The 18,764-nt window shown below is 39.5% G+C and carries 20 protein-coding genes; 11 read left to right on the top strand and 9 right to left on the bottom strand.

The window, feature by feature from the left end; translation table 11 throughout:
* Positions 1-23 precede the first annotated feature (23 nt).
* On the bottom strand, positions 24-3,128 hold the full coding sequence (gene lacZ, locus ACFX40_RS15415; protein WP_098525115.1) for a beta-galactosidase, LacZ type: 3,105 nt from the start codon (positions 3,126-3,128) through the stop codon (positions 24-26).
* A gap of 138 nt (positions 3,129-3,266) precedes the next feature.
* Between lacZ and ACFX40_RS15410 the strand changes: the two genes are divergently transcribed.
* From ACFX40_RS15410 to ACFX40_RS15395, 4 genes are all read left to right on the top strand, one after another.
* Positions 3,267-4,085 (top strand): AraC family transcriptional regulator, encoded by an 819-nt coding sequence (locus ACFX40_RS15410; protein WP_225049777.1) that lies wholly within the window; start codon positions 3,267-3,269, stop codon positions 4,083-4,085.
* 146 nt (positions 4,086-4,231) lie between these two features.
* Positions 4,232-4,708: a site-2 protease family protein gene (locus tag ACFX40_RS15405; protein ID WP_377255484.1), complete on the top strand. Its 477-nt coding sequence runs from the start codon at positions 4,232-4,234 to the stop codon at positions 4,706-4,708.
* A gap of 158 nt (positions 4,709-4,866) precedes the next feature.
* The gene (locus ACFX40_RS15400; protein WP_034275877.1) at positions 4,867-5,349 is read left to right on the top strand and encodes a GNAT family N-acetyltransferase; all 483 of its coding nucleotides are present in this window, start codon (positions 4,867-4,869) and stop codon (positions 5,347-5,349) included.
* 18 nt (positions 5,350-5,367) lie between these two features.
* Complete coding sequence (locus ACFX40_RS15395) at positions 5,368-6,153, top strand: ABC transporter ATP-binding protein (RefSeq protein WP_377255481.1); 786 nt, start codon at positions 5,368-5,370, stop codon at positions 6,151-6,153.
* A gap of 1 nt (position 6,154) precedes the next feature.
* Here the strand turns inward: ACFX40_RS15395 and ACFX40_RS15390 are convergent, their stop codons facing one another.
* The 3 genes from ACFX40_RS15390 to ACFX40_RS15380 all read right to left on the bottom strand — a co-directional run bounded on the left by ACFX40_RS15390 (position 6,155) and on the right by ACFX40_RS15380 (position 9,201).
* Positions 6,155-6,349: a hypothetical protein gene (locus ACFX40_RS15390; RefSeq protein WP_013056879.1), complete on the bottom strand. Its 195-nt coding sequence runs from the start codon at positions 6,347-6,349 to the stop codon at positions 6,155-6,157.
* A 101-nt stretch (positions 6,350-6,450) separates the two neighbouring features.
* Entirely contained in the window at positions 6,451-6,993 is a 543-nt protein-coding gene (locus ACFX40_RS15385; protein WP_028408672.1) for a GNAT family N-acetyltransferase, read from the bottom strand.
* 330 nt (positions 6,994-7,323) lie between these two features.
* Positions 7,324-9,201, bottom strand: a complete 1,878-nt coding sequence (locus ACFX40_RS15380) for a terpene cyclase/mutase family protein (RefSeq protein WP_098333254.1) — start codon at positions 9,199-9,201, stop codon at positions 7,324-7,326.
* A 142-nt stretch (positions 9,202-9,343) separates the two neighbouring features.
* On the opposite strand from ACFX40_RS15380, the gene ACFX40_RS15375 reads away from it, so the two are divergent.
* The 3 genes from ACFX40_RS15375 (at position 9,344) to ACFX40_RS15365 (ending at position 12,290) form a co-directional block, all read left to right on the top strand.
* A complete protein-coding gene (locus ACFX40_RS15375; RefSeq protein ID WP_263034237.1) occupies positions 9,344-10,384 on the top strand; it encodes a C45 family autoproteolytic acyltransferase/hydrolase in 1,041 nt (346 codons plus the stop codon).
* An 11-nt stretch (positions 10,385-10,395) separates the two neighbouring features.
* Positions 10,396-11,898, top strand: a complete 1,503-nt coding sequence (locus ACFX40_RS15370; protein ID WP_263034236.1) for an NAD(P)H-hydrate dehydratase — start codon at positions 10,396-10,398, stop codon at positions 11,896-11,898.
* Positions 11,899-12,011: 113 nt separating this feature from the next.
* Entirely contained in the window at positions 12,012-12,290 is a 279-nt protein-coding gene (locus tag ACFX40_RS15365) for a hypothetical protein (protein WP_223268911.1), read from the top strand.
* 40 nt (positions 12,291-12,330) lie between these two features.
* Here ACFX40_RS15365 and ACFX40_RS15360 read toward each other — a convergent pair whose 3' ends face one another.
* The 3 genes from ACFX40_RS15360 to ACFX40_RS15350 form a co-directional block, all read right to left on the bottom strand.
* On the bottom strand, positions 12,331-13,221 hold the full coding sequence (locus ACFX40_RS15360) for a PhzF family phenazine biosynthesis isomerase (RefSeq protein ID WP_028408668.1): 891 nt from the start codon (positions 13,219-13,221) through the stop codon (positions 12,331-12,333).
* Between the two features lie 140 nt (positions 13,222-13,361).
* The gene (locus ACFX40_RS15355) at positions 13,362-14,027 is read right to left on the bottom strand and encodes a hypothetical protein (RefSeq protein ID WP_231504500.1); all 666 of its coding nucleotides are present in this window, start codon (positions 14,025-14,027) and stop codon (positions 13,362-13,364) included.
* Between the two features lie 164 nt (positions 14,028-14,191).
* A complete protein-coding gene (locus ACFX40_RS15350) occupies positions 14,192-14,965 on the bottom strand; it encodes a sulfite exporter TauE/SafE family protein (protein ID WP_013056888.1) in 774 nt (257 codons plus the stop codon).
* A 122-nt stretch (positions 14,966-15,087) separates the two neighbouring features.
* On the opposite strand from ACFX40_RS15350, the gene ACFX40_RS15345 reads away from it, so the two are divergent.
* On the top strand, positions 15,088-15,855 hold the full coding sequence (locus tag ACFX40_RS15345) for a TrmB family transcriptional regulator (protein ID WP_098249816.1): 768 nt from the start codon (positions 15,088-15,090) through the stop codon (positions 15,853-15,855).
* A gap of 80 nt (positions 15,856-15,935) precedes the next feature.
* On the opposite strand, the gene ACFX40_RS15340 is transcribed toward ACFX40_RS15345, so the two are convergent.
* The gene (locus tag ACFX40_RS15340) at positions 15,936-16,148 is read right to left on the bottom strand and encodes a hypothetical protein (protein WP_034275873.1); all 213 of its coding nucleotides are present in this window, start codon (positions 16,146-16,148) and stop codon (positions 15,936-15,938) included.
* Between the two features lie 66 nt (positions 16,149-16,214).
* Positions 16,215-16,841, bottom strand: a complete 627-nt coding sequence (locus ACFX40_RS15335) for an FMN-dependent NADH-azoreductase (protein ID WP_050688737.1) — start codon at positions 16,839-16,841, stop codon at positions 16,215-16,217.
* 197 nt (positions 16,842-17,038) lie between these two features.
* Here ACFX40_RS15335 and ACFX40_RS15330 point away from each other — a divergent pair, with 197 nt between their 5' ends.
* From ACFX40_RS15330 to ACFX40_RS15320, 3 genes are all read left to right on the top strand, one after another.
* Positions 17,039-17,758, top strand: a complete 720-nt coding sequence (locus tag ACFX40_RS15330) for an SDR family NAD(P)-dependent oxidoreductase (RefSeq protein WP_377255477.1) — start codon at positions 17,039-17,041, stop codon at positions 17,756-17,758.
* 131 nt (positions 17,759-17,889) lie between these two features.
* On the top strand, positions 17,890-18,069 hold the full coding sequence (locus ACFX40_RS15325) for a hypothetical protein (protein WP_377255474.1): 180 nt from the start codon (positions 17,890-17,892) through the stop codon (positions 18,067-18,069).
* A gap of 127 nt (positions 18,070-18,196) precedes the next feature.
* Positions 18,197-18,760, top strand: a complete 564-nt coding sequence (locus ACFX40_RS15320; RefSeq protein ID WP_060745738.1) for a class I SAM-dependent methyltransferase — start codon at positions 18,197-18,199, stop codon at positions 18,758-18,760.
* Positions 18,761-18,764: the final 4 nt, after the last annotated feature.

The raw sequence follows: 18,764 nt of genomic DNA, 5'->3' as shown, positions 1-18,764 counted from the left end.
TCAAATGAAAGTCCTTTTTATTTTTATAGAGGTTTTAACGTAAACGTGTTTGTATACGAGCGGTTAGCATATAGCGTGTAATCAGGATGTGTTTTAGCTCCCCAGCTGTCGTCTCCGCCAACGCCCATTTGCTTGTAATTAACCCGTACGGTTACTGAATCGCTTGACGGCAATTTGTAAAAATGATCGTAAGCCTCCAGTTCAAAAGGTGAGTAAGATAAAGCATTCAGCTCGACTGTTGGCAAACCTTTTATCAAAAAGCCGCGTCCTTGATCGTTTGTAATAGTGGCCCATCGAACGTCCGTTTTGTTTCCGCATTCTTGAGGGCGTAAATACGGTGTGACTTGCTCTTTTACACTGCCTTTATGAAGGCCAAGCTTAGCGCCAGTTTTACGGTCCCAATAATTTTCATGAGGGCCTCTTCCGTACCATGTTAAAGAATCAAAAGCCTCGTCCATCGTAAACAGCATGCCGATTTCAGGAATTTCAGGCATTGTCTCAGAAGGTGCTAAAGATTGTTCAATCTTCATTTCACCATCGTTATATAGCGTATAAGTTACATAGCAAGAAGCAAGAGAGTTGTCTAAAGCTAGTTCAACCGAAATGATAACAAAGTCAATTTGCGGCTGAACGGTTACTTTTTTCACTTGTTGCTCTAAGCTTGCTTGACGCCACGTTTGACATCTTTCATGCAGTTTATTTCCGAGGTCATTATCGGTTACTGCACGCCAGAAATTCGGACGGAAACCCGACGCAAGCAGCTCGGTGCGCTCATAGTTGTAAGAAATAAACTGTCCTTTTCGCTTATCAAAAATAGCCGTGAAGTTAGATCCAGTAACCGTAAGCGTTTGTTCATTTTGGTCAACGGTTAAAGCAGGATGAGCAGCTTTTACTGAAGGTACAGCGGTTTTAGCAGGCAGTACAAACTGTTCGTACGCCACTTCATATCCAGCTGAAGCCCAAGCTGTATCTTTGGACAATCTGAGAGAAAGAGTTAAAACAAATTCATCAGTTTCATTTTCTTGCTCATAAAGAGGATAAGAAAGCGTCAGTTCGTCTGTATTATCAGGAGCTACATTTAAAAGAGACGCATGTTTTTCAACGAGTTCACCGTTTTTTTCAACAGTCCAAACAAAATCATAGGCGTTCAAGTTTGTAAACAAGTGTTTGTTTTGAACGGCAAATTTTCCTTTAGAAGCGTCGATTGCTGTCCACTTTACAGGCTGATAGCATTTTTTTACTTCTGCAATTTTTGGGCTAGCTGTTCCATCAGCAAAGATTAAGCCGTTTCCGCAGAAGTTGCCATCGTTTGGCGTATCACCAAAATCTCCGCCGTAAGCTAAGTAAGAAGTACCGTCTTCAGCTGTTGTTTGAAGAGCTTGATCTTTCCAGTCCCATATAAAACCGCCTTGCAAGATTGGATATTGATCGAACAGCTCCCAGTATTTGTACAGATTTCCGCATGAATTGCCCATTGCATGACTGTATTCACATAAGATGTAAGGTTTTTTCGGATTCATTAGTGCATAGCGCTCTACATCTGCTGGCTTAACGTACATCGTGCTTTCTATATCTGAAGCATCATAGTCGCGATGATGGAAGATTCCTTCGTAATGAACAAGTCTCGTGGAATCTTTTTCTTTAAAAAAGGTATACATATGCTGAAAGTTTTCTCCGCCAAATGATTCGTTTCCAAGCGACCAAATAATGATAGAAGGGTGGTTTTTGTCACGTTCGTACATAGAACGACAGCGATCCAATACGTTTTCTTTCCATTCTGGCTTGCTTCCTGGAACGGCTTTTTGCTCACCTTCTTGTAAATAAGTCCACGTTCCGTGCGTTTCTAAATTGGTTTCATCAATAACGTATAGACCGTATTCGTTACATAGTTCATACCATACTGAATCGTTAGGATAATGGGATGTACGCACCGCGTTAATATTATGCTGTTTCATCAGCAAAATGTCGTGAAGCATGTCTTCACGCGTGATGCCTGCCCGACCTTTTACTGAATCAAATTCGTGGCGATTCACTCCTCGAAGTACAATACGCTGGCCGTTGATTGTCATAAGACCGTTCTTTAGTTCAAACGTACGGAAGCCGACTTTACAGCTTTCTGTTTCAATAATAGAACCAGCAGAATTCTTTAAGCTGAGTACAAGCGTGTACAAATTAGGGCTTTCCGCGCTCCATTTTGCAGGGCTTTTAATGTGTGTACGCAATGAGACTGTACGTTGATCGCTCACACTTAAATTTGTTTGCAGGGGAGCTTGTAGTACCTCTTGGCCATTCGCATCATACAGCATGATTTCAAATGTTAGATCTTGAGCATCGTGCTCAAAGTAATTTAAAATATCAGCTGAAACGATAAGTTCACCATCTTCGTAGTTGGTATCAAGCGACGAACGAACGCTAAAGTCATAGATGTGAACTGGCGGAGTAGAATAGAGATATACATCTCGGAAGATGCCGCTCATTCGCCAAAAATCTTGGTCTTCAAGCCAGCTTGCATCACTCCAGCGATATACTTCTACTGCTATCGTATTTTCACCATCGTGAAGGTAAGAAGTTATATCAAATTCAGCTGGAGTAAAGCTGTCTTCGCTGTATCCAACAAACTCACCGTTAACCCATACGTAAAAAGCAGATTCAACGCCTTGGAAGCTGACGTACACCGGCTGATCTTTCCATTCTGATTTAGGTGTGAAAGTACGGACGTACTGACCGACAGGGTTATATTTAGTCGGTGCAAAAGGAGGTTCGAGCTCTTCACTTTCAACCCAAGGGTATGTCACGTTTGTATATTGAGGATAGTCATATCCTTGCAGCTGCCAGTGTGAAGGAACTGAAATAGATTCCCATTTCTCATATGAAAACTCAGGTGCGAAAAAGTTTTTGACGCGGCCATTTGCATTTTCAGCAAAATGAAAATACCAGCTGCCATTTAAGCTTTGATAGTAAACAGAAGATTTTCTATCATTTTTTAAGGCCTCTTCGACCGTTTGATAAGGCATAAGTAAAGCGTGTGCTTTTGAACGGTTCAATTGAAAAATTTCAGGGTTGTTATTCCATTCAGGGTATCCGTTTGCAGGTGCTGTATAATGAAATTTCTTGCCGGTTTTTAACACGTCGATCCCTCATTTCTAAAGTACTAGGTTATTAGTTTATATGAAAATGATAACGTTTTCTGAAAACCTTATCAATCTAATTATTTTCATGATAATATAACTATATTCACATAAAAAGGGGGAAGTAATGTGGACCGTATGTACTTTCCGGCTCTTTCAGATGAAGATATGAAACTGCCATTCTATGTTACAAGCGCTGGAAGCTGGAGACACCAAACGCATATTAAGCGTCAGGGAGAGTTTCCTGATTATCAATGGATTCAATGCACAAAAGGAAGAGGCGAGCTTCGTGTAAATGACCAGGTTTATATTATAAAAGAAAATGAAGGGATGTTTCTGACGCCGCACGTTCCGCACGAATACTATCCCGTTACGAGCGAATGGCAAGTATGCTGGGTTTCTTTTAACGGAAGTGTGATTGATGATATCATGCTTTCTCTTCAATTTATTAATTCGGGAAAAATCGCCCTTACAAATGCTGAAAGTCTTTACAGGATGCTTCAAGAACTAATGGATCGGTTAGAAGAAAATCATACCTCTAGCACCATGCAGTGCTCCGAACTACTATACAGCGTCATTTTAAAACTTCGCCAAGACAGCGTATATATAGAAAGCAAAAGTCGTCTGCAGCAAATTACTCAGCTCAACCCAGTCCTTCGTTATATCGAGGAATATTATCATCAGCCGTTAACGCTAGAAGTACTGGCGCAGCAGCTCAACGTAACGGAGCAGTATACGTGTTTGCTTTTTCAACAATCTCTTGGCATCCGGCCATTTGAATACGTAACGCGCGTGCGGATTCAAAAAGCAAAGAAACTGCTGCTTAAAAACAATCAAATCTCTGTACAAGATATAGCAAGACAAGTAGGGTATGAACATCCAAGCTACTTTATCAAGCGTTTCAAAGAACAGGAAAACGTTACGCCAACTATTTTTCGGAAAATGTATTTTTCATAAGCTACATATATCGGGGTTTTTCTAGGTCATAAGATATGGTATGTGTGCTGGTTATTTCGTACGAGTTTTAAAAAAGAAATTAAATGTAGTTTTAAGTGAAAACGGGGAGGAAAAGTAGAGAGAAGAAACAAAAAGGAGGGATAAACGTGTTTGGGTTAAATGATCTTCCAAAGTTTGTGTGGTCATTCTGTCTTGTATTGCCACTTGTATCATTTGTTCATCAGCTGGGGCATTCCGTCATGGCAATTATTTTCGGAGGGAAGGTCGATTTTACTATTGGGCGAGGGAAAACGATTCTTAAAATGGGGAAGTTTAAAATTAAGTCAGTCTATTTTTTAGACTCGTTTTGTAAATATGAAAATCTTAAGAATGACAGTCGCATTTCTCATGCAGTGGTGTATGCGGGTGGTGTACTGTTTAATTTGCTTACTATTTTTATAATAAATGGATTAATTATGGCTAATATTCTGCCTGAAGATATATTTTGCTATCAATTTGTTTATTTTTCAGTCTATTATGTTATTTTCTCACTGCTGCCAATTCAATATACAGAGGCATCTGCAAGTGATGGACGTGCTATATATAACGTATTACGGTACGGGAAAACGTGTGATCCAGATTAAAGGGCTGTGTGTAGCAGCCTTTTTTGGTGCGTTTTTTCTCGTTCATTTAAATAAAAAAAGGAAAACTTTACGAAAAGAAAATAGTAGCGGATAATAAAGATAGTAGATGTTGGAATGTACGAAAGGAGAGGATTCATACGATTATTGAGACAGAACGAATGACGCTGCGAGCCATGGCCGAAAGCGATGCAGGAAATTTACTGAAAATCTTTGAGGATGCTGAAGTAATGAAGTATTATTCTTCTACTAAAAGCGCACAAGACACACGCTGCTGGATTCAATGGATGAAGCAGCATTATCAAACGTACGGCATTAGCATGTGGATCGCTGAGGATAAAAAGAAAGGAGAGTTTCTAGGGCAGTGCGGCATGGTTCTTCAAAAAGTAGACGGAAAGGTAGATCCAGAACTTGGTTATTTATTTTTACGCAGCTGCTGGGGGAAAGGCTATGCGAGTGAAGCAGCAAAAGCTTGCTTAGATTATGGACTTCATACGCTGAAATTTCAGAAGATTATATCATTAATAGATCCTGACAATTCCCCCTCGATTAAAGTGGCTGAAAGAATTGGCATGAAAAACGAAAAGCAAGTTAACAAATGGGACAAATCATTATTCTTTTATAGTATATATAATGAAAAATGAGAGTATAGGAGTGTTAGCATGATCAACATTAAGAACGTTTCGGTAAAACGAGCAGAAAAAGAAATTTTAAAAAACGTGTCGTGGTTAGTGGAAAAAGGGGAACATTGGTGTTTGCTCGGGTTAAATGGTTCCGGAAAAACGACGCTTTTAAATATAATCAACGGATATATCTGGCCTACAAAAGGCCAAGTAGAAGTTCTTTCAAGGAAATTTGGAGAAACAAATCTGTCTGAGCTCAGAAAAGAAATCGGGTGGGTAAGTTCTTCGCTTCAGCAGCGGTTTCGAGATGACGATACGGTTTTAGAATTGATTTTAAGCGGCAAATTTGCATCTATTGGTTTATATGAACAAGTGGAGCAAAAAGATATGAACCAAGCCATAGAATTAATGCAGCTGCTAAATTGCGCAGATTTACAAAACCAGGCGTACGGAACACTTTCTCAAGGAGAGCGCCAGCGAGTGCTAATTGCCCGAGCTCTTATGGCCTCACCAAAGCTTTTAATACTTGATGAGCCATGTACAGGTCTAGATATAATGGCCCGAGAACAGCTTCTTCAGCTGATTGCAAAAATGGTAGAGCAGCCAAAAGCGCCTACGCTTATTTACGTTACTCACCATGTAGAAGAAATTTTGCCGTGCTTTACCCATACGCTTTGTATGCGCCAAGGAGAAGTGTTTTCTTCTGGAAAAACGAAAGACCAGCTCACTGAGCCGCATCTTTCTAAATTTTTTAATCACGCCGTAGAGATTCAGCAGCAGAAGGAACGCACTTGGCTGTCATTAAAAGAACCGGTAAAAAGCTGAGCTAGCGTCGAGAAACCTTCTTACATACCATGGGAAAAAGAGCGCTGCTTGCAATGGAAACAAGCTCATTGTGGAGATAATGTTTACATGCTACATAAATAGTGGTGCTGCAAATAATATCAATTAGTAAAAAAGCAGCAATGTCATGTTTATCAATGGTTACAAATACAAAAGAAGAGGAATCATAAGCTGTCATCGTTGGCTCCTTTGATTATATCGTTATGTTACTTTATTCACAAAAGGCTTGGGCTATACGGATTTTTAAAGAAGTAGGATGATGACAGCCGATTCTCTTTTCTACAGCTGATAGTATTCTTGTTCGAGTATACTCATGATAAGATCTGTCTGAAATGCTTCTTCAATAAAAGCACCTTCACGCTCTATTCCTTCTTTTACAAAACCGCATTTTTCATAACAAGCAATGGCTCTATGGTTGTATTCGAGCACTCGTAAATCGACTCTGTGCAAGTGAAGGTGTTCAAATGCGTACGCAAGTACCAACTTTGTAACTTCAGTGCCTAGCCCTTGATTCCAAACGGAGGAATCAAATAAACCAATTGCATACCGTGCGCGCCGGTCGTACTCGTTAACGGTCAGCCGGGCCTCTCCAACAAAACGCTGCTTATATTCAATACACCAATTGAGCTTTTGAGACTTTATGTACTCGACGTGCCGCTTGGCATCTTGTAATGTAAGAGGTTTTAAGTTTCGGGTATCGCCTCCGTACATGCGAATAAGTTCTTTTGTTTGTTTGCACGCTAGATAGTCATTTACATCGCTGTCTTTTGGTTTTCTTAGTATCACGTTTTTTCCTTTTAACAGCGGTGAAACATTATTCATTTGATGCATCCTTTCTTTCCTAACATTTAAAAAGGTATTCCACTTGTTTCTTAAAAAACCTGCTTTTACGTATAAAAAGAAATTGAGACACAACTACGTCCATCGAATCTCAAGACAAACAAATGGGATTAATGTGCTAGTATGGAGTGCTTGTTACACCGCGGTTGATTTCCATGCAAGACTTGGCTTCTCATTAACTGCTCTACATATATGAAGCAAGCCTACGTTCACCCTACAAATAAAAAAATCCGAACGAGTTGGATTCTCAAGCAAGAATCTCCATTCATCGTTCGGATCTTCCTTCAGCTAAACTCCTTTTGTCCCAGCTTTTTACGAAGAATGTTTTTTTGCGTAGTGGGCAAGTGCAAGAAGAGGAAAAATATCATTGTAGCTGTGGTACTGAATATAAAATTGTCCAGGAAGACCAATTCCCGTGGGGTAATGAATTTGCTGCTCTGTAAGATTTGGATTCAGTAAAAATGTAATTCCTTTTTCAACGGATCGATCTTTTAACGGACATATTGTCATTAAAGCATCGAGAGCCCAAGCCGTTTGAGAAGGGGTGCTAAACGACAGTGGCACATATTTTTTTAAAGAAGCGCTATAGCATGATTCTCCGAATCCACCGTCTTCTTGTTGAATGCTTTTGAGCCAGTTGATAGCTTTGATGATACGCGGATCAGAAGCAGAAACCCCTACAGCACGGAGTCCTGTAATAGCGGCCCATGTTCCGTAAATATAGCAAACCCCCCACCGGCCGTACCAGCTCCCGTTATCCAATTGATGATCAAACAGCCATTTTACTGCAGCTTTAATCGAAGGGTGGGATTTATTCATACCAGCAAAGTTTCCGAGACACTCAAGCACTCGACCGGTTAAATCGGCAGTAGCCGGATCCGTCGCTGCATCTTTTGCATTTTCAAGCGGCAGATAAGTAAATAAAATAGAGTCGGTATTTTTTTCAAATGCAGCAAAACCCCCATCTTTGTTTTGCATGGACAGCAGCCAGTTAATGCCTTTTTGCCAAGACTCCAAATAATCTGTATCGGTTTGCGCTCTTCTAGAAAGAGCTCTGATAGCAGCAGACGTATCGTCTAAGTCAGGGTTATTCGTATTAATATCGGAAAATCCCCAGCCTCCAGGTGCTGTATTTGGGTTATGAAACTGCCAATCTCCAAGCTTTGTATGCTGTCTTTTCTTTAAGTAGCGAGTTGAGCCTTTAATCATGGGATCTTGCTGCGGTACACCTGCTTCCTGTAGAGCGTAAGAGAGCAGCGCGGTATCCCAAACGGTTGACGTGGAGTTTTCTACGTGCACGTGGCCGCTGCATGTACTAAGTAGTGAACAAATCCCGTCAATTGCTTTTTGGATCACAAATGAATCTTTTTTATAGCCAAGAGCCAAAAGACCGTAAATCATAAAAAAAGTAGAGGTGGCGTAGCTGTAGAGTGTTCCATCTTTTTCAATTCTTTCTAGCATGTAACGCTCGGCTGCTTGATAACCAAGCTTGTGGATGTAAGAAGGTAAAGAAGCCAGCTGTTTTAAATGGTCGACTAAAAAAATTGAAGCGCGTGATTCTTGAGCAGTTTCCTTCGATTCCTGTTTCTGTTCTCTTACATCTAAATGAGAAAGAGAAGGTGTATGTCTAGAAGTAAGTGAAAATTTTTTGTTTCCTGCTATCATCATCGGAACGAAGTGAATTCTGGCATAGGTGCTTAATTCATAAAAGTTAAGGGGTACATAAGTAGGCACGAGCAAAAGAGAAAGCGGGAGGTAAAATAGCTTTGGCCACTCGTATAAACCGTTAACAGAAAGCATCCATCTTGTGAGAAAATGAGCGCGCGAAATGCCTCCCGAATCTATAATATATCTTTCTGCTTTTCGCAAAATCCGGTCGTTTTTTTGGTAATACCCTGAATATAAAAGAGCTGTATAAGCTTGAATAGTGGCGGATAAGTTATGTTCTTCATCATCAAACAACGTCCAAAGACCATCTTGATTTTGAAGGGAAACGATCCGTTCGGTTAATTGTTTAATCAACACTTCTTTATCTAAATCAAAGGTGCGAAGAAGCATAATTAAAAACGCATCAGGCATAACGCCTGTTTCAAAACAGTAGCGAAATGACCCGTCATTTTTTTGTGTGGGACGCAGATAGGCGATTCTTCGCTGAATCTCTAGCTGAACTTCCTTTAGCAATATGATCACCTCTTATGATAATGCTTTTCAATCTTTCGACCTGTTTCTTTATAACTGTATTCAAAGGAAGAGAGTTCTATGAGAGGAGAAAGTTGCAAAGAATAGAGCGCTTGCTGCACAATAAAGGTACTGGAAAATTGGAGTGATAGAAGTGAAAGAAATACAGGTAGAAGTCATTCAAGGACGAGGCTCTTACCGAGAGCTTGGTGAAATGCAAGGGAAATTACATAAAGGAACAAAGCTGTTTGAAAATCATCAAAAAAGAAGAAAACGTTCATTACGAAGCTATCAAACGATAGCAAAAGAAGCTCGTCATTATTACGACTTATTTGCTCGGGGACTGTGGGATGAGCTAGTGGGCTTAGCAGAAGGTTTAGATTGGCCTCTTGAAGACGTTATTCATGAGTACAGCGGATATCAGCAAGAGTGGAAAAAAACGGGATGTTCGGCTCTTATGCAGCACGGCGTGTATGTACGAAACTATGATTATCATCCTAAAACGTACGAAGGCCGATTTTTGCTTTTTCAGCCAAATGAAGGATATGCAAGCGTCGGATTTGGAACGAGAATGATTGGGCGAATGGATGGAATGAATGAAAAAGGACTGGCAATTGGCTATCATTTTGTTAATCGCCGCCGTCAAACAAACGGATTTATTTGCTGTACGCTCGCTCGGTTTATTTTAGAAACATGTGAAACGACAGAAGAGGCTGTTGCTATTTTAGAAAGAGCACCGCATCGTCATGCGTTTAATTATTCCATTTATGACCGCAGCGGACAGGCAGCAGTAGTCGAAGCATCCGGACGAGGCGTTCATGTACAAAGAGGGACGATGATGGGGTGTACGAACCATTTTAATCAGCTGGTCGAAGAAAATCGTCATCATTTGGTAGAGTCAAAGGAAAGGCTCGATCATATTCGAGATCATATTGAAAAAAAGCTATCGCCTCTTGAAGCTTTTTCTTTATTTAATGAAGATGAATACGGTATTTTTAAAGAAGATTACCGGAATTCTGCTGGAACGCTTCATACAGTAGCATATGTACCGGAGACGCTGCAAGTCATTGTAGGGATTGGACGAAAAGCAAAGCCTCTCATTTTCTCGTTTGAAGATTGGGTGAAAGGAGAACAATTAACTATAACGAAAATAAAAGGAACGGTAAATACAGATGAACCATTTCCGTTTCAGTAAGGAGCAGCATAATGAGAATTGTAACGAATCAAGAGATGTATCAAGTGGATGATTATATGATGAATACAATTGGGATGAGTGAAGAGTCCCTTATGGAAAATGCCGGGCAGGCTGCTGCTAACGCGCTGAGTGAGCGAATCAAAAAACATGAAAACATAGGGCTGCTTATAGGAACGGGAAACAATGGAGGAGACGGCTTTGTTATTGCCCGTGCTTTGAAGTCAAAAGGCTATGAAGTTGACGTCTGGGTAGTTCCTGCACGGGAAAAAATAAAAGGCGCGGCTAAAAAAGCCATGATCATCTATGAAAATGCCGGGTTCACGTGGCAATCGGCTGGAGACAACTTCTCTGTGAAAAAGTATACGGTTCTTATTGATTGTTTATTAGGTATAGGCGTAAAAGGCAGTATCAAATCTCCTTACGATAACATTATAAAAAAAATAAACGACTCTAAGGCTTACATATACAGCATCGATGTCCCAAGTGGAGTAATGGAACAGAAGCAAGAGCTTACGGTACGTGCAGATGCTACGATTACGCTTCAGCAGCCGAAAGTCACGGCATTTACATACCCGAGTAAAGAAAGTTACGGTGAATTGATTGTAGTAGATATCGGTATTCCGCCGCTAGCAATTGGAAAAAGTTCATCTCTTAAGGAAGTATGGTCAACTCAGCATATTAAACAATCTTTTCCCATTCGAAACGCTTCGTCCAATAAAGGTACACATGGAAAAGGAATCGTAATAGGAGGTTCGCTTCAAACACCCGGAGCGCCGATGCTAACGTCAAAAGCAGCGCTCACAAGCGGAGCGGGACTTTTAACGCTTGCGCTTCCGAGCGATATTCATGCGATTGCAGCTGCTCACATGATGGAAGTGATGTATAAACCATGTCCAAGCAAAGATGGATTTTTTGCAGGCGAGATTCCTTTAGAAGAAGGTAAGTATGATGCAATTGCAGTCGGACCAGGGCTTGGGAGAACGAAAGAAACGAAGAAAGTCGTCGAACAAGTGCTTCACCAGCCGGTTTCTGTTGTGGTGGACGCCGATGCTCTTTTTCATCTTTCCCATTTAGACAAAGAAGTAAAAGAAAGAGAACACGCCACGATTTTAACGCCTCATCCGGGAGAAATGGCAAGGCTCGTGGACACAACAATCGCCGAAGTAGAAGCAAATCGATTTTCAATATCTAGACAATACGCAGTGGAACATGGTGTGTATCTTGTATTAAAAGGTCCAAACACGATTGTTACAACACCGGACGGAAAACAATACGTAAATACCACTGGAAACGCGGGACTTGCAAAAGGCGGAACGGGTGATACGTTAACAGGAATTATCCTCGCTTTTATTATGCAGCATGATTCTCTTCAAGAAGCAATCAGTAATGCGGTATATGTTCACGGAAAAGCAGCGGATGTGCTGCTCGATCAGGGGCATACAATGATAGATATGTTAGCAAGCGACGTTATTTCTGCACTTCCGGCAGTATTCGAACAGCTGAGTGAGAAGTAATTTCTTTTGGATTATTAAAATTTGTTGACAAAACCCTTCAAAAAGTTGTCAAAACTCTTTGTAAATGATAACGTTATTTTACGTAAGATTTTACATAGAAAGAAAGTGATGTTGTGTACTACTCAATGAGACCAAGAGGCATTCATTTAGCTGTGCCTACACTTTTCTTCCTTATCACAGTCGTGTTATTTGCGATGATGCAGTTTGGTTTTTATTTGGATTCCAGCATTCTTCGTAAAATTTGGGTCATCGTTATGGCTTTATTGCCCATTGCTGGACTAATCACGGCTATTAAAGGTAGAAGGGGAAGCGCAAAGCCGTGGTTAATTATAGGGAACGTGATTCTTATTTTAACCGTTACAATAATGAGCGTACAGGCTATTATTTACTAAACAAAAAAACGTGTTCGCCAAATAGGCGGACACGTTTTTATTAGGAAAGAGAAACGATTTGCTTGGTTACATAGGCAGCTTCTCCTGCGATTACCACACCATACGTATTCGCTTTTTTTGTAATTTCTACATGAACGAAGCCATCTTTATCTATTTCCTGTCCTTGCTCAATCACAAATTGCCAGCGCTCGTTATCTTGCTGGTCCACATATCTCGCATAATAGGCGCCCATTACGCCTGATGCTGTTCCAGTTACGGCGTCTTCTACCGTACCTGAAAATGGTGAAGAGAAATGTCTTCCGTGCATATGAGCTTCTGAGTGAATCGTTTCAAAACAAAAGGGATGAATAGATGCTTTTGGCATATCTGTTAAAATATGAGGAAAATCTTCTTGATTAGGCTTCATCTTTTTACAGGCATCTAAATTTTTTAAAGGTACAATAAGCGTCCAGTTCCCTGTGCTTCCATATACAATAGGAAGTCTTTGATCAAGGTCGTCAATATGAAGATTAAGAGCTTTTGCCAGTTTTTCTTTTGAACCTGAAAACGGATGAAACTGCGGAGAAGCTTGACTCATGGTGATAACAGGTCGTCCGTTTCTATTCTGTACAGTCATCGGCAAAATTCCAGCATTTGTTTCCACTGTAAATGTAGTTTTTGGAAGTTTGTTTTTACTATGTAAAGCATAAAGAGAAGCGACGGTCGCATGACCGCACAAATCTGCTTCTTGTCCGGGTGTAAAATATCGAATTCGTAAATCAGCCCGGGAAGACTTCATGATAAAAGCCGTTTCGTTAAACTGCGCTTGATAAGCAATTTTCTGCATTTCTTCAGCTGAAAAATCATCTCCGTTAAACACAATTCCCGCAGGATTTCCTTTATTAGGGCGCGTACTGAACGCATCGTATTGATAAACAATCGCTTCTTTCATAGAAATTACCTCCATTTTTATATCATTGTATGAAAGCTTTAACCAGTGCTATTAAATGATCGGCTATTAAAATAGTGAAATACCTGAACGTTAGAATAAAAAAACAGCAGTTTTTACCTGCTGCTTTTCACTTCGCAAAACTATTCTTGCATAGCGGCATTTATTCCTTCTTTTCTAATTTCCAGCATATGAGTAGCTTTTTTATCAATATCTTTAGCTGTATCGGAAGAAATGACGCCTACGCTGCTTAAGTCATAGGCAAGACTTGTAACAAGCAGCTGCTCTCTTTGTGCTAGTGTGCCGTATGTAAGTGCAGCGGTTTTAGCTTGAATGCCACTCATATTTAATTCATCAGTAGAAGAAGCTGCTTCTTTTTTTGCGGCTATTGCTTCTTGATAAAGAGAATCATATCCTCCAAACCCCACTTGGGCAATTAGAAAATTATAAATGTCATCGGCCGATTTTTTAGAAGGCTGGGAAAAAGTTCTTTGAAATTTATTGCGAGGTAAAAAGTTTAGTGCCGCCTGTCTTCCGTCTTCATAAATTTTTTCTTGTATTTCTTTCGTCGCTTTTTCGTCGCTTTTTTTCTGCGCTGCATCTAGCTGTTTGCGGTATTTTTGAATAATGACTCCGTCCTGCTGATTGTTTCCCTCTTTGAAAGTAGCCGCGGCTTGTGGAACATCTGACGTTGCTAGAGTCTCAGCAGCGTTCTCTGAAGAAGAAAAGAACGTATTTTTGACAAAAATAAGTGCAAAGATCAGCAAAATAAACCATAAAAACCTGAATTTCTTAAACAAAATGTTCACCTCTGTATAATATTTCTAAATTATGTAAAACAACATGGACCAGTATACAACAATTTTAGTGTTTTTTTACACATTTACCCAAAAATAAGAAAATAGTAAGAGGTGGTTTTATTCATCTAATAGATATATAGGTTCATTGTTATAGTTCTAAAGAAACTATTGATCTATTTGTACTGATTTACATAATCAAATATGTTTTTGCTAATAAGGCTTAAAGTGACAAGAATAAAAAGCGTTCGGACGTACGTCACGCCTTTTGATAGAGCGACATTTGATCCAACGAAAGAACCCACAATCATCGCAAACCCCATAATTAATCCGTAAGAAAATACAACAGAATCAAAATATAAAAATACAAGCAAAGCACCTAAATTACTGCCGAAATTTAAAAATTTTGCGCTGCCTGCTGACTGCAGGAAATCAAATCCCATAAATAAAAAAGCAAATAAAATAAATGAACCTGTGCCTGCTCCTAAAAATCCATCATAAAAGCCAATAATAAAAATAAGTGCGGTAAAGAAAATAAGTTTCTTAATAGACAGCGGCTTATACGTGGACGTGGTGCCCCAGTTTTTTTTGAAGATTGTATAAATAGCAACTAAAACAAGGAGAATCAAAATAACAGGTTTCAAAAAAGCAGAGGATAGAAAATGAACGGTGATTGAACCTCCTAAAGAGCCAATAAATACAAAAGGAAACCATTTACCTACGACGCGAAAATCGACTTTTCCGGATTTGACAAATCGAATGGTACTCGTTAATACGCCCATCGTTCCGGCTAATTTGTTTGTAGCTAAGGCAGCAGCGGGAGGCAGGCCTAAAAATAAAAGGGCAGGCGTTGAAATTAAACCGCCTCCGCCAACTACAGAGTCGATGAATGCAGCTAAAAAACCAAATAGTAAAAGCAAAAGAACAATCTGTAAACTTAATTCTTCCATAAAGCACCTTCCTCATGTCATAATATATAGTGACTACTTAAATAGTAACTATATAAAAAGCAGTTGTAAATATGTAAATGATGAAAATTTCAAATAACTTAAAAAACAGGGAGGTTTCCTTTTTGGAAAATATTATTCAGCAGCTGCAGTCGCTTGGATTTAATCAGTATGAATCAAAAGTATACGTGACGCTTGTCAAAAAAGGATCTTCCACTGCTTATAGCATTAGTAAACATTCAGGTGTGCCAAGAGCACGTGTATACGATATTTTACAAACACTAGAGGAAAAAGGCATGGTGTTAAAAGAAGAGAGCAATGATGGCACTCAGTACACGTCATTGCCCGTCGATGCTTTTTTACATTCGCTGCAGAAAAAATGGAACGAAACGTATGAAGACGTTAGCGCAACGCTTAAACGTCTTGAAACTGCAGAGTCTATAGAAGAAAGCAGGGTTATGACGATGAAAGGAGAAACAGCCATTCTTGCTTTTTGTGAGTCGCTATTGTTAAAAGCAAAAAATAAAATTGTCATCTCGCTTTGGCCCGATATTTATAATGAGTTGAAGCCTCTTTTATTACAGCTAAGGGAGAGAGTCACACTAAAAGGAATTGTGTTTGAACAAGATGAAGAGATGGAGGAATTTGACAGGCACCGTCATACGAGCTATACCGAAAACATTGGGAATCAAAACTGGTTTATTATATCTGTTGACAGCAGTGAAATGATTTATGGTCATAAAGAAATGGCGTACTATACAAATAACGCAGTCAACATTAATTTACTTGAAAATTATATTTGGCATGATATTCTCGTTAACAGACTTGTAGAAAAAAGTGATAGAGAAATGGACAGGTGGATCGAAAGGGAAAGAGAAAGTTTTTTCGCGTAGAAAAGAGACTTAGACATAACAAAATCACTTCCATCTAAAGATGAACAAATGGGGGAAAATGGTCTAGTATGAATGGCTTGTTACATCGAAGTTAATTTCCGTGCAAGACTTCGCTTTCCACGGGCGGCCGATGAGCCTCCTCGTCGCTTACGCACCTGTGGGGTCTTATCTATTCCGCTTTTACCGCAGGAGTCTTCGCCTTGCCCTCCAATTAACTGCTGGAAGCAGCCACCATGCATGAAAGCTACGTGCACCTTACCAACAGAAAAATCCGAACAAAGTTGATGCTCCATTAAGAGTCTCGAGTCCTCGTTCGGATCTTCCTTCAATTAAAATATTTTTGTTACAGCCTCTTTATATTAAAAAGTTTGGGCAAGTTTTTTTGCTTCTGCTATTCCTTTTTCTTTAATTTCTTGGGCTTTATCTGGCATTGCGTTATGCCCTTCCACAAAAATGCCGTCTAACGAAGGGACTCCGAAGAAATTCATCATAATCCCAATATAACGATGTCCCATTTCCATATCAGCTGCAGGGCCTTCAGAATAAATGCCTCCGCGTGCTTGAATATGAAGCGCTTTTTTATCCGTTAATAGCCCCACAGGACCCTCTGCCGTGTATTTAAATGACTTACCCGCTACGGCTACAGAGTCTAAATAGGCTTTCATAACGGGTGGAAACGAAAAGTTCCACATAGGCGTTACAAAAACATATTTGTCTGCTGCTACAAACTGTTCGCTCAATTCTGCAAGGCGATTGACCTTTTCCTGTTCATGAGAAGAAAGTTCCGAGCCAGACTGAAGTTTGCCCCATCCGCTAAATACATCCGCATCAATATGAGGGATATTTTCTTTATAAAGGTCAATATGTACAACTTCGTCACTTGAATTGTGCTCTTTGTAAGCATCGATAAATGCTTTTCCAGTTGCCATACTGAATGATTGAGACTCATCGTGAGGATGAGCTGTAATATAAAGTACTTTTGCCACGTCTTATCATCTCTTTCTTGTTTGAAATAATGTACTGTCTTATCGTTATCACTCCCATAAAAAACTATACGCGCTTTGTCAGGCAAGCTAAAAAAGAACGAAAGAAAGGGATGTCTATATAGAAAAAAATGGTATAATAAATGTTTGAATATTTACATAACAAGTATGTCTAACAGAAGTGAATAAGAGGTGTCGAGATGAAAGAAAAATGGATAATCGTTACGGGTGCAGGTTCTGGAATTGGCAAAGAAATTGTAAAAGAGTGTGTGTCGAAGGGCTATTCAGTTATTGCTTGTGATATTAACGATGGAGCTTTGAAACAGCTGGCTGAAGATACAAAGGGCCATATTGAAACACACATAGTAGATGTTAAAAAAGGAAAGGATGTAAAAGATCTTTTTTATCAAATAAAAGATAAAAATTTGTATGGGTTAGTTAATAATGCAGGCGTGTATTTAGGGAAAAATTTATTGGATTATGAAGAAAACGAAATAGATTTTGTGATGGATATTAATATTAAAGGATATGTTTATTTTTCCAAGTACTTTGGCGAATTGTTAATGAAAAAGGAAACAGAAAGAGCGATTATTAATATATCGTCCGTGTCAGGAATGGAAGGAAGCTCCGATGCTATATATGGAATGTCTAAAGCAGCAATACTAGGATTAACCAAGAGCTGTGCGATGAATTTTTCTCCTTATATCCGGGTGAATGCCGTAGCACCTACAATGGTAAATACCGATATGATGAAAAATATTCCAGAGTGGCGCAAAAATGAATACATCGCTCATCAGCTGATTCCAAGCTTTGTTACGCCTCAAGATGTGGCAGATACGGTTCTTTTTTTACTGAGCCCTCAAGCAAAACATTATACAGGAGCCACCTTCGACTTAAATAGCGGATGTTATTTACGATAAATTATCTTTTAAACGAGGCTGGATAAAAATATTTTAGTTAAAGGGAAATTCGAATGATCAATCGATATTATTGACTGATCATTCGGGTTTTTTACTGTTATTATGAACGTTGGTTTCACCGCTTCTAGCTGTTGATTGGAGGGCAAGGCGAAGACTCCTGCGGGAAAAGCGGAACAGGTGAGACCCCGCAGAAGCGGAAGCCACGAGAAGGCTTACCGGTCGCCCGCGGAAAGCGAAGTCTTGCACGGAAATCAACAGCGGTGTCAAGAGCAATCCATATGAGTTTATTAATCCAATTTGTTCGTCTTTAGATTGGGTTAATTCCGTTATGTCCCATCCTCCTTTTTGTTTTCTTAAGAATTCTTAAGAAATTTACTTAACGTTTCTTTAGATTTTTTTTCTATTCTAGAAAGAAAGAGTAGAAAGAAGGAATAGCAAATGAATTTAGCTTTTATGTATCAATATTTTCACCAGCCGCGAACGGTAGGAGCACTTTTGCCAAGTTCTACGCACTTAGCGGAAAAAATGGTAAAAGGGATTGATTTTGAACATGCAGACTGTATAGTAGAGTACGGGCCAGGAACCGGAGTTTTTACCCGTGAATTAATAAGAAGACGAAGTGCTTGTACAACTTTGCTTCTTATCGAATACAATCGGCATTTTTACGAAAAAGTAAAGGAACAAGTAAGAGATGAAAAAAATGTGTATGTGATACACGGATCCGCTGAACATGTTCAAAAGTACTTGATACAGTATGATATTCCAAAAGTGGATTACGTACTATCAGGTCTTCCTTTTGCTTCTTTAACGTCTGAAGTGTCGGACTGTATTTTGCAAAACACGCGCAGCGTATTAGCGAAGGAAGGGAAATTTATTACGTTTCAGTATACGAATTTAAAAAAACAGCTGATCCGCTCGTTTTTCCCTCAGATTAAAGTGGAAAAAGAGTGGAGAAATGTTCCTCCTGCATATATTTTTACATGCGAAAAAAATCAGATATAAGGAG

The sequence above is a fragment of the Priestia sp. YIM B13552 genome (genome assembly GCF_042787775.1).
Taxonomy (GTDB): Bacteria; Bacillota; Bacilli; order Bacillales; family Bacillaceae_H; genus Priestia; species Priestia megaterium_E.
Note: the sequence above shows the minus strand (reverse complement) of the source record. Positions and strands in the feature narration are given on the sequence as shown.

Coding starts and splice junctions, on each gene's coding strand:
- ACFX40_RS15395 (WP_377255481.1), top strand. CDS start 5,368: ATGATCAACATTAAGAACGTTTCGGTAAAACGAGCAGAAAAAGAAATT.
- ACFX40_RS15320 (WP_060745738.1), top strand. CDS start 18,197: ATGAATTTAGCTTTTATGTATCAATATTTTCACCAGCCGCGAACGGTA.
- ACFX40_RS15385 (WP_028408672.1), bottom strand. CDS start 6,993: ATGAATAATGTTTCACCGCTGTTAAAAGGAAAAAACGTGATACTAAGA.
- ACFX40_RS15390 (WP_013056879.1), bottom strand. CDS start 6,349: ATGACAGCTTATGATTCCTCTTCTTTTGTATTTGTAACCATTGATAAA.
- ACFX40_RS15340 (WP_034275873.1), bottom strand. CDS start 16,148: ATGGAGCATCAACTTTGTTCGGATTTTTCTGTTGGTAAGGTGCACGTA.
- ACFX40_RS15350 (WP_013056888.1), bottom strand. CDS start 14,965: ATGGAAGAATTAAGTTTACAGATTGTTCTTTTGCTTTTACTATTTGGT.
- ACFX40_RS15360 (WP_028408668.1), bottom strand. CDS start 13,221: ATGAAAGAAGCGATTGTTTATCAATACGATGCGTTCAGTACGCGCCCT.
- ACFX40_RS15330 (WP_377255477.1), top strand. CDS start 17,039: ATGAAAGAAAAATGGATAATCGTTACGGGTGCAGGTTCTGGAATTGGC.
- ACFX40_RS15410 (WP_225049777.1), top strand. CDS start 3,267: ATGTACTTTCCGGCTCTTTCAGATGAAGATATGAAACTGCCATTCTAT.
- ACFX40_RS15370 (WP_263034236.1), top strand. CDS start 10,396: ATGAGAATTGTAACGAATCAAGAGATGTATCAAGTGGATGATTATATG.
- ACFX40_RS15400 (WP_034275877.1), top strand. CDS start 4,867: ATGACGCTGCGAGCCATGGCCGAAAGCGATGCAGGAAATTTACTGAAA.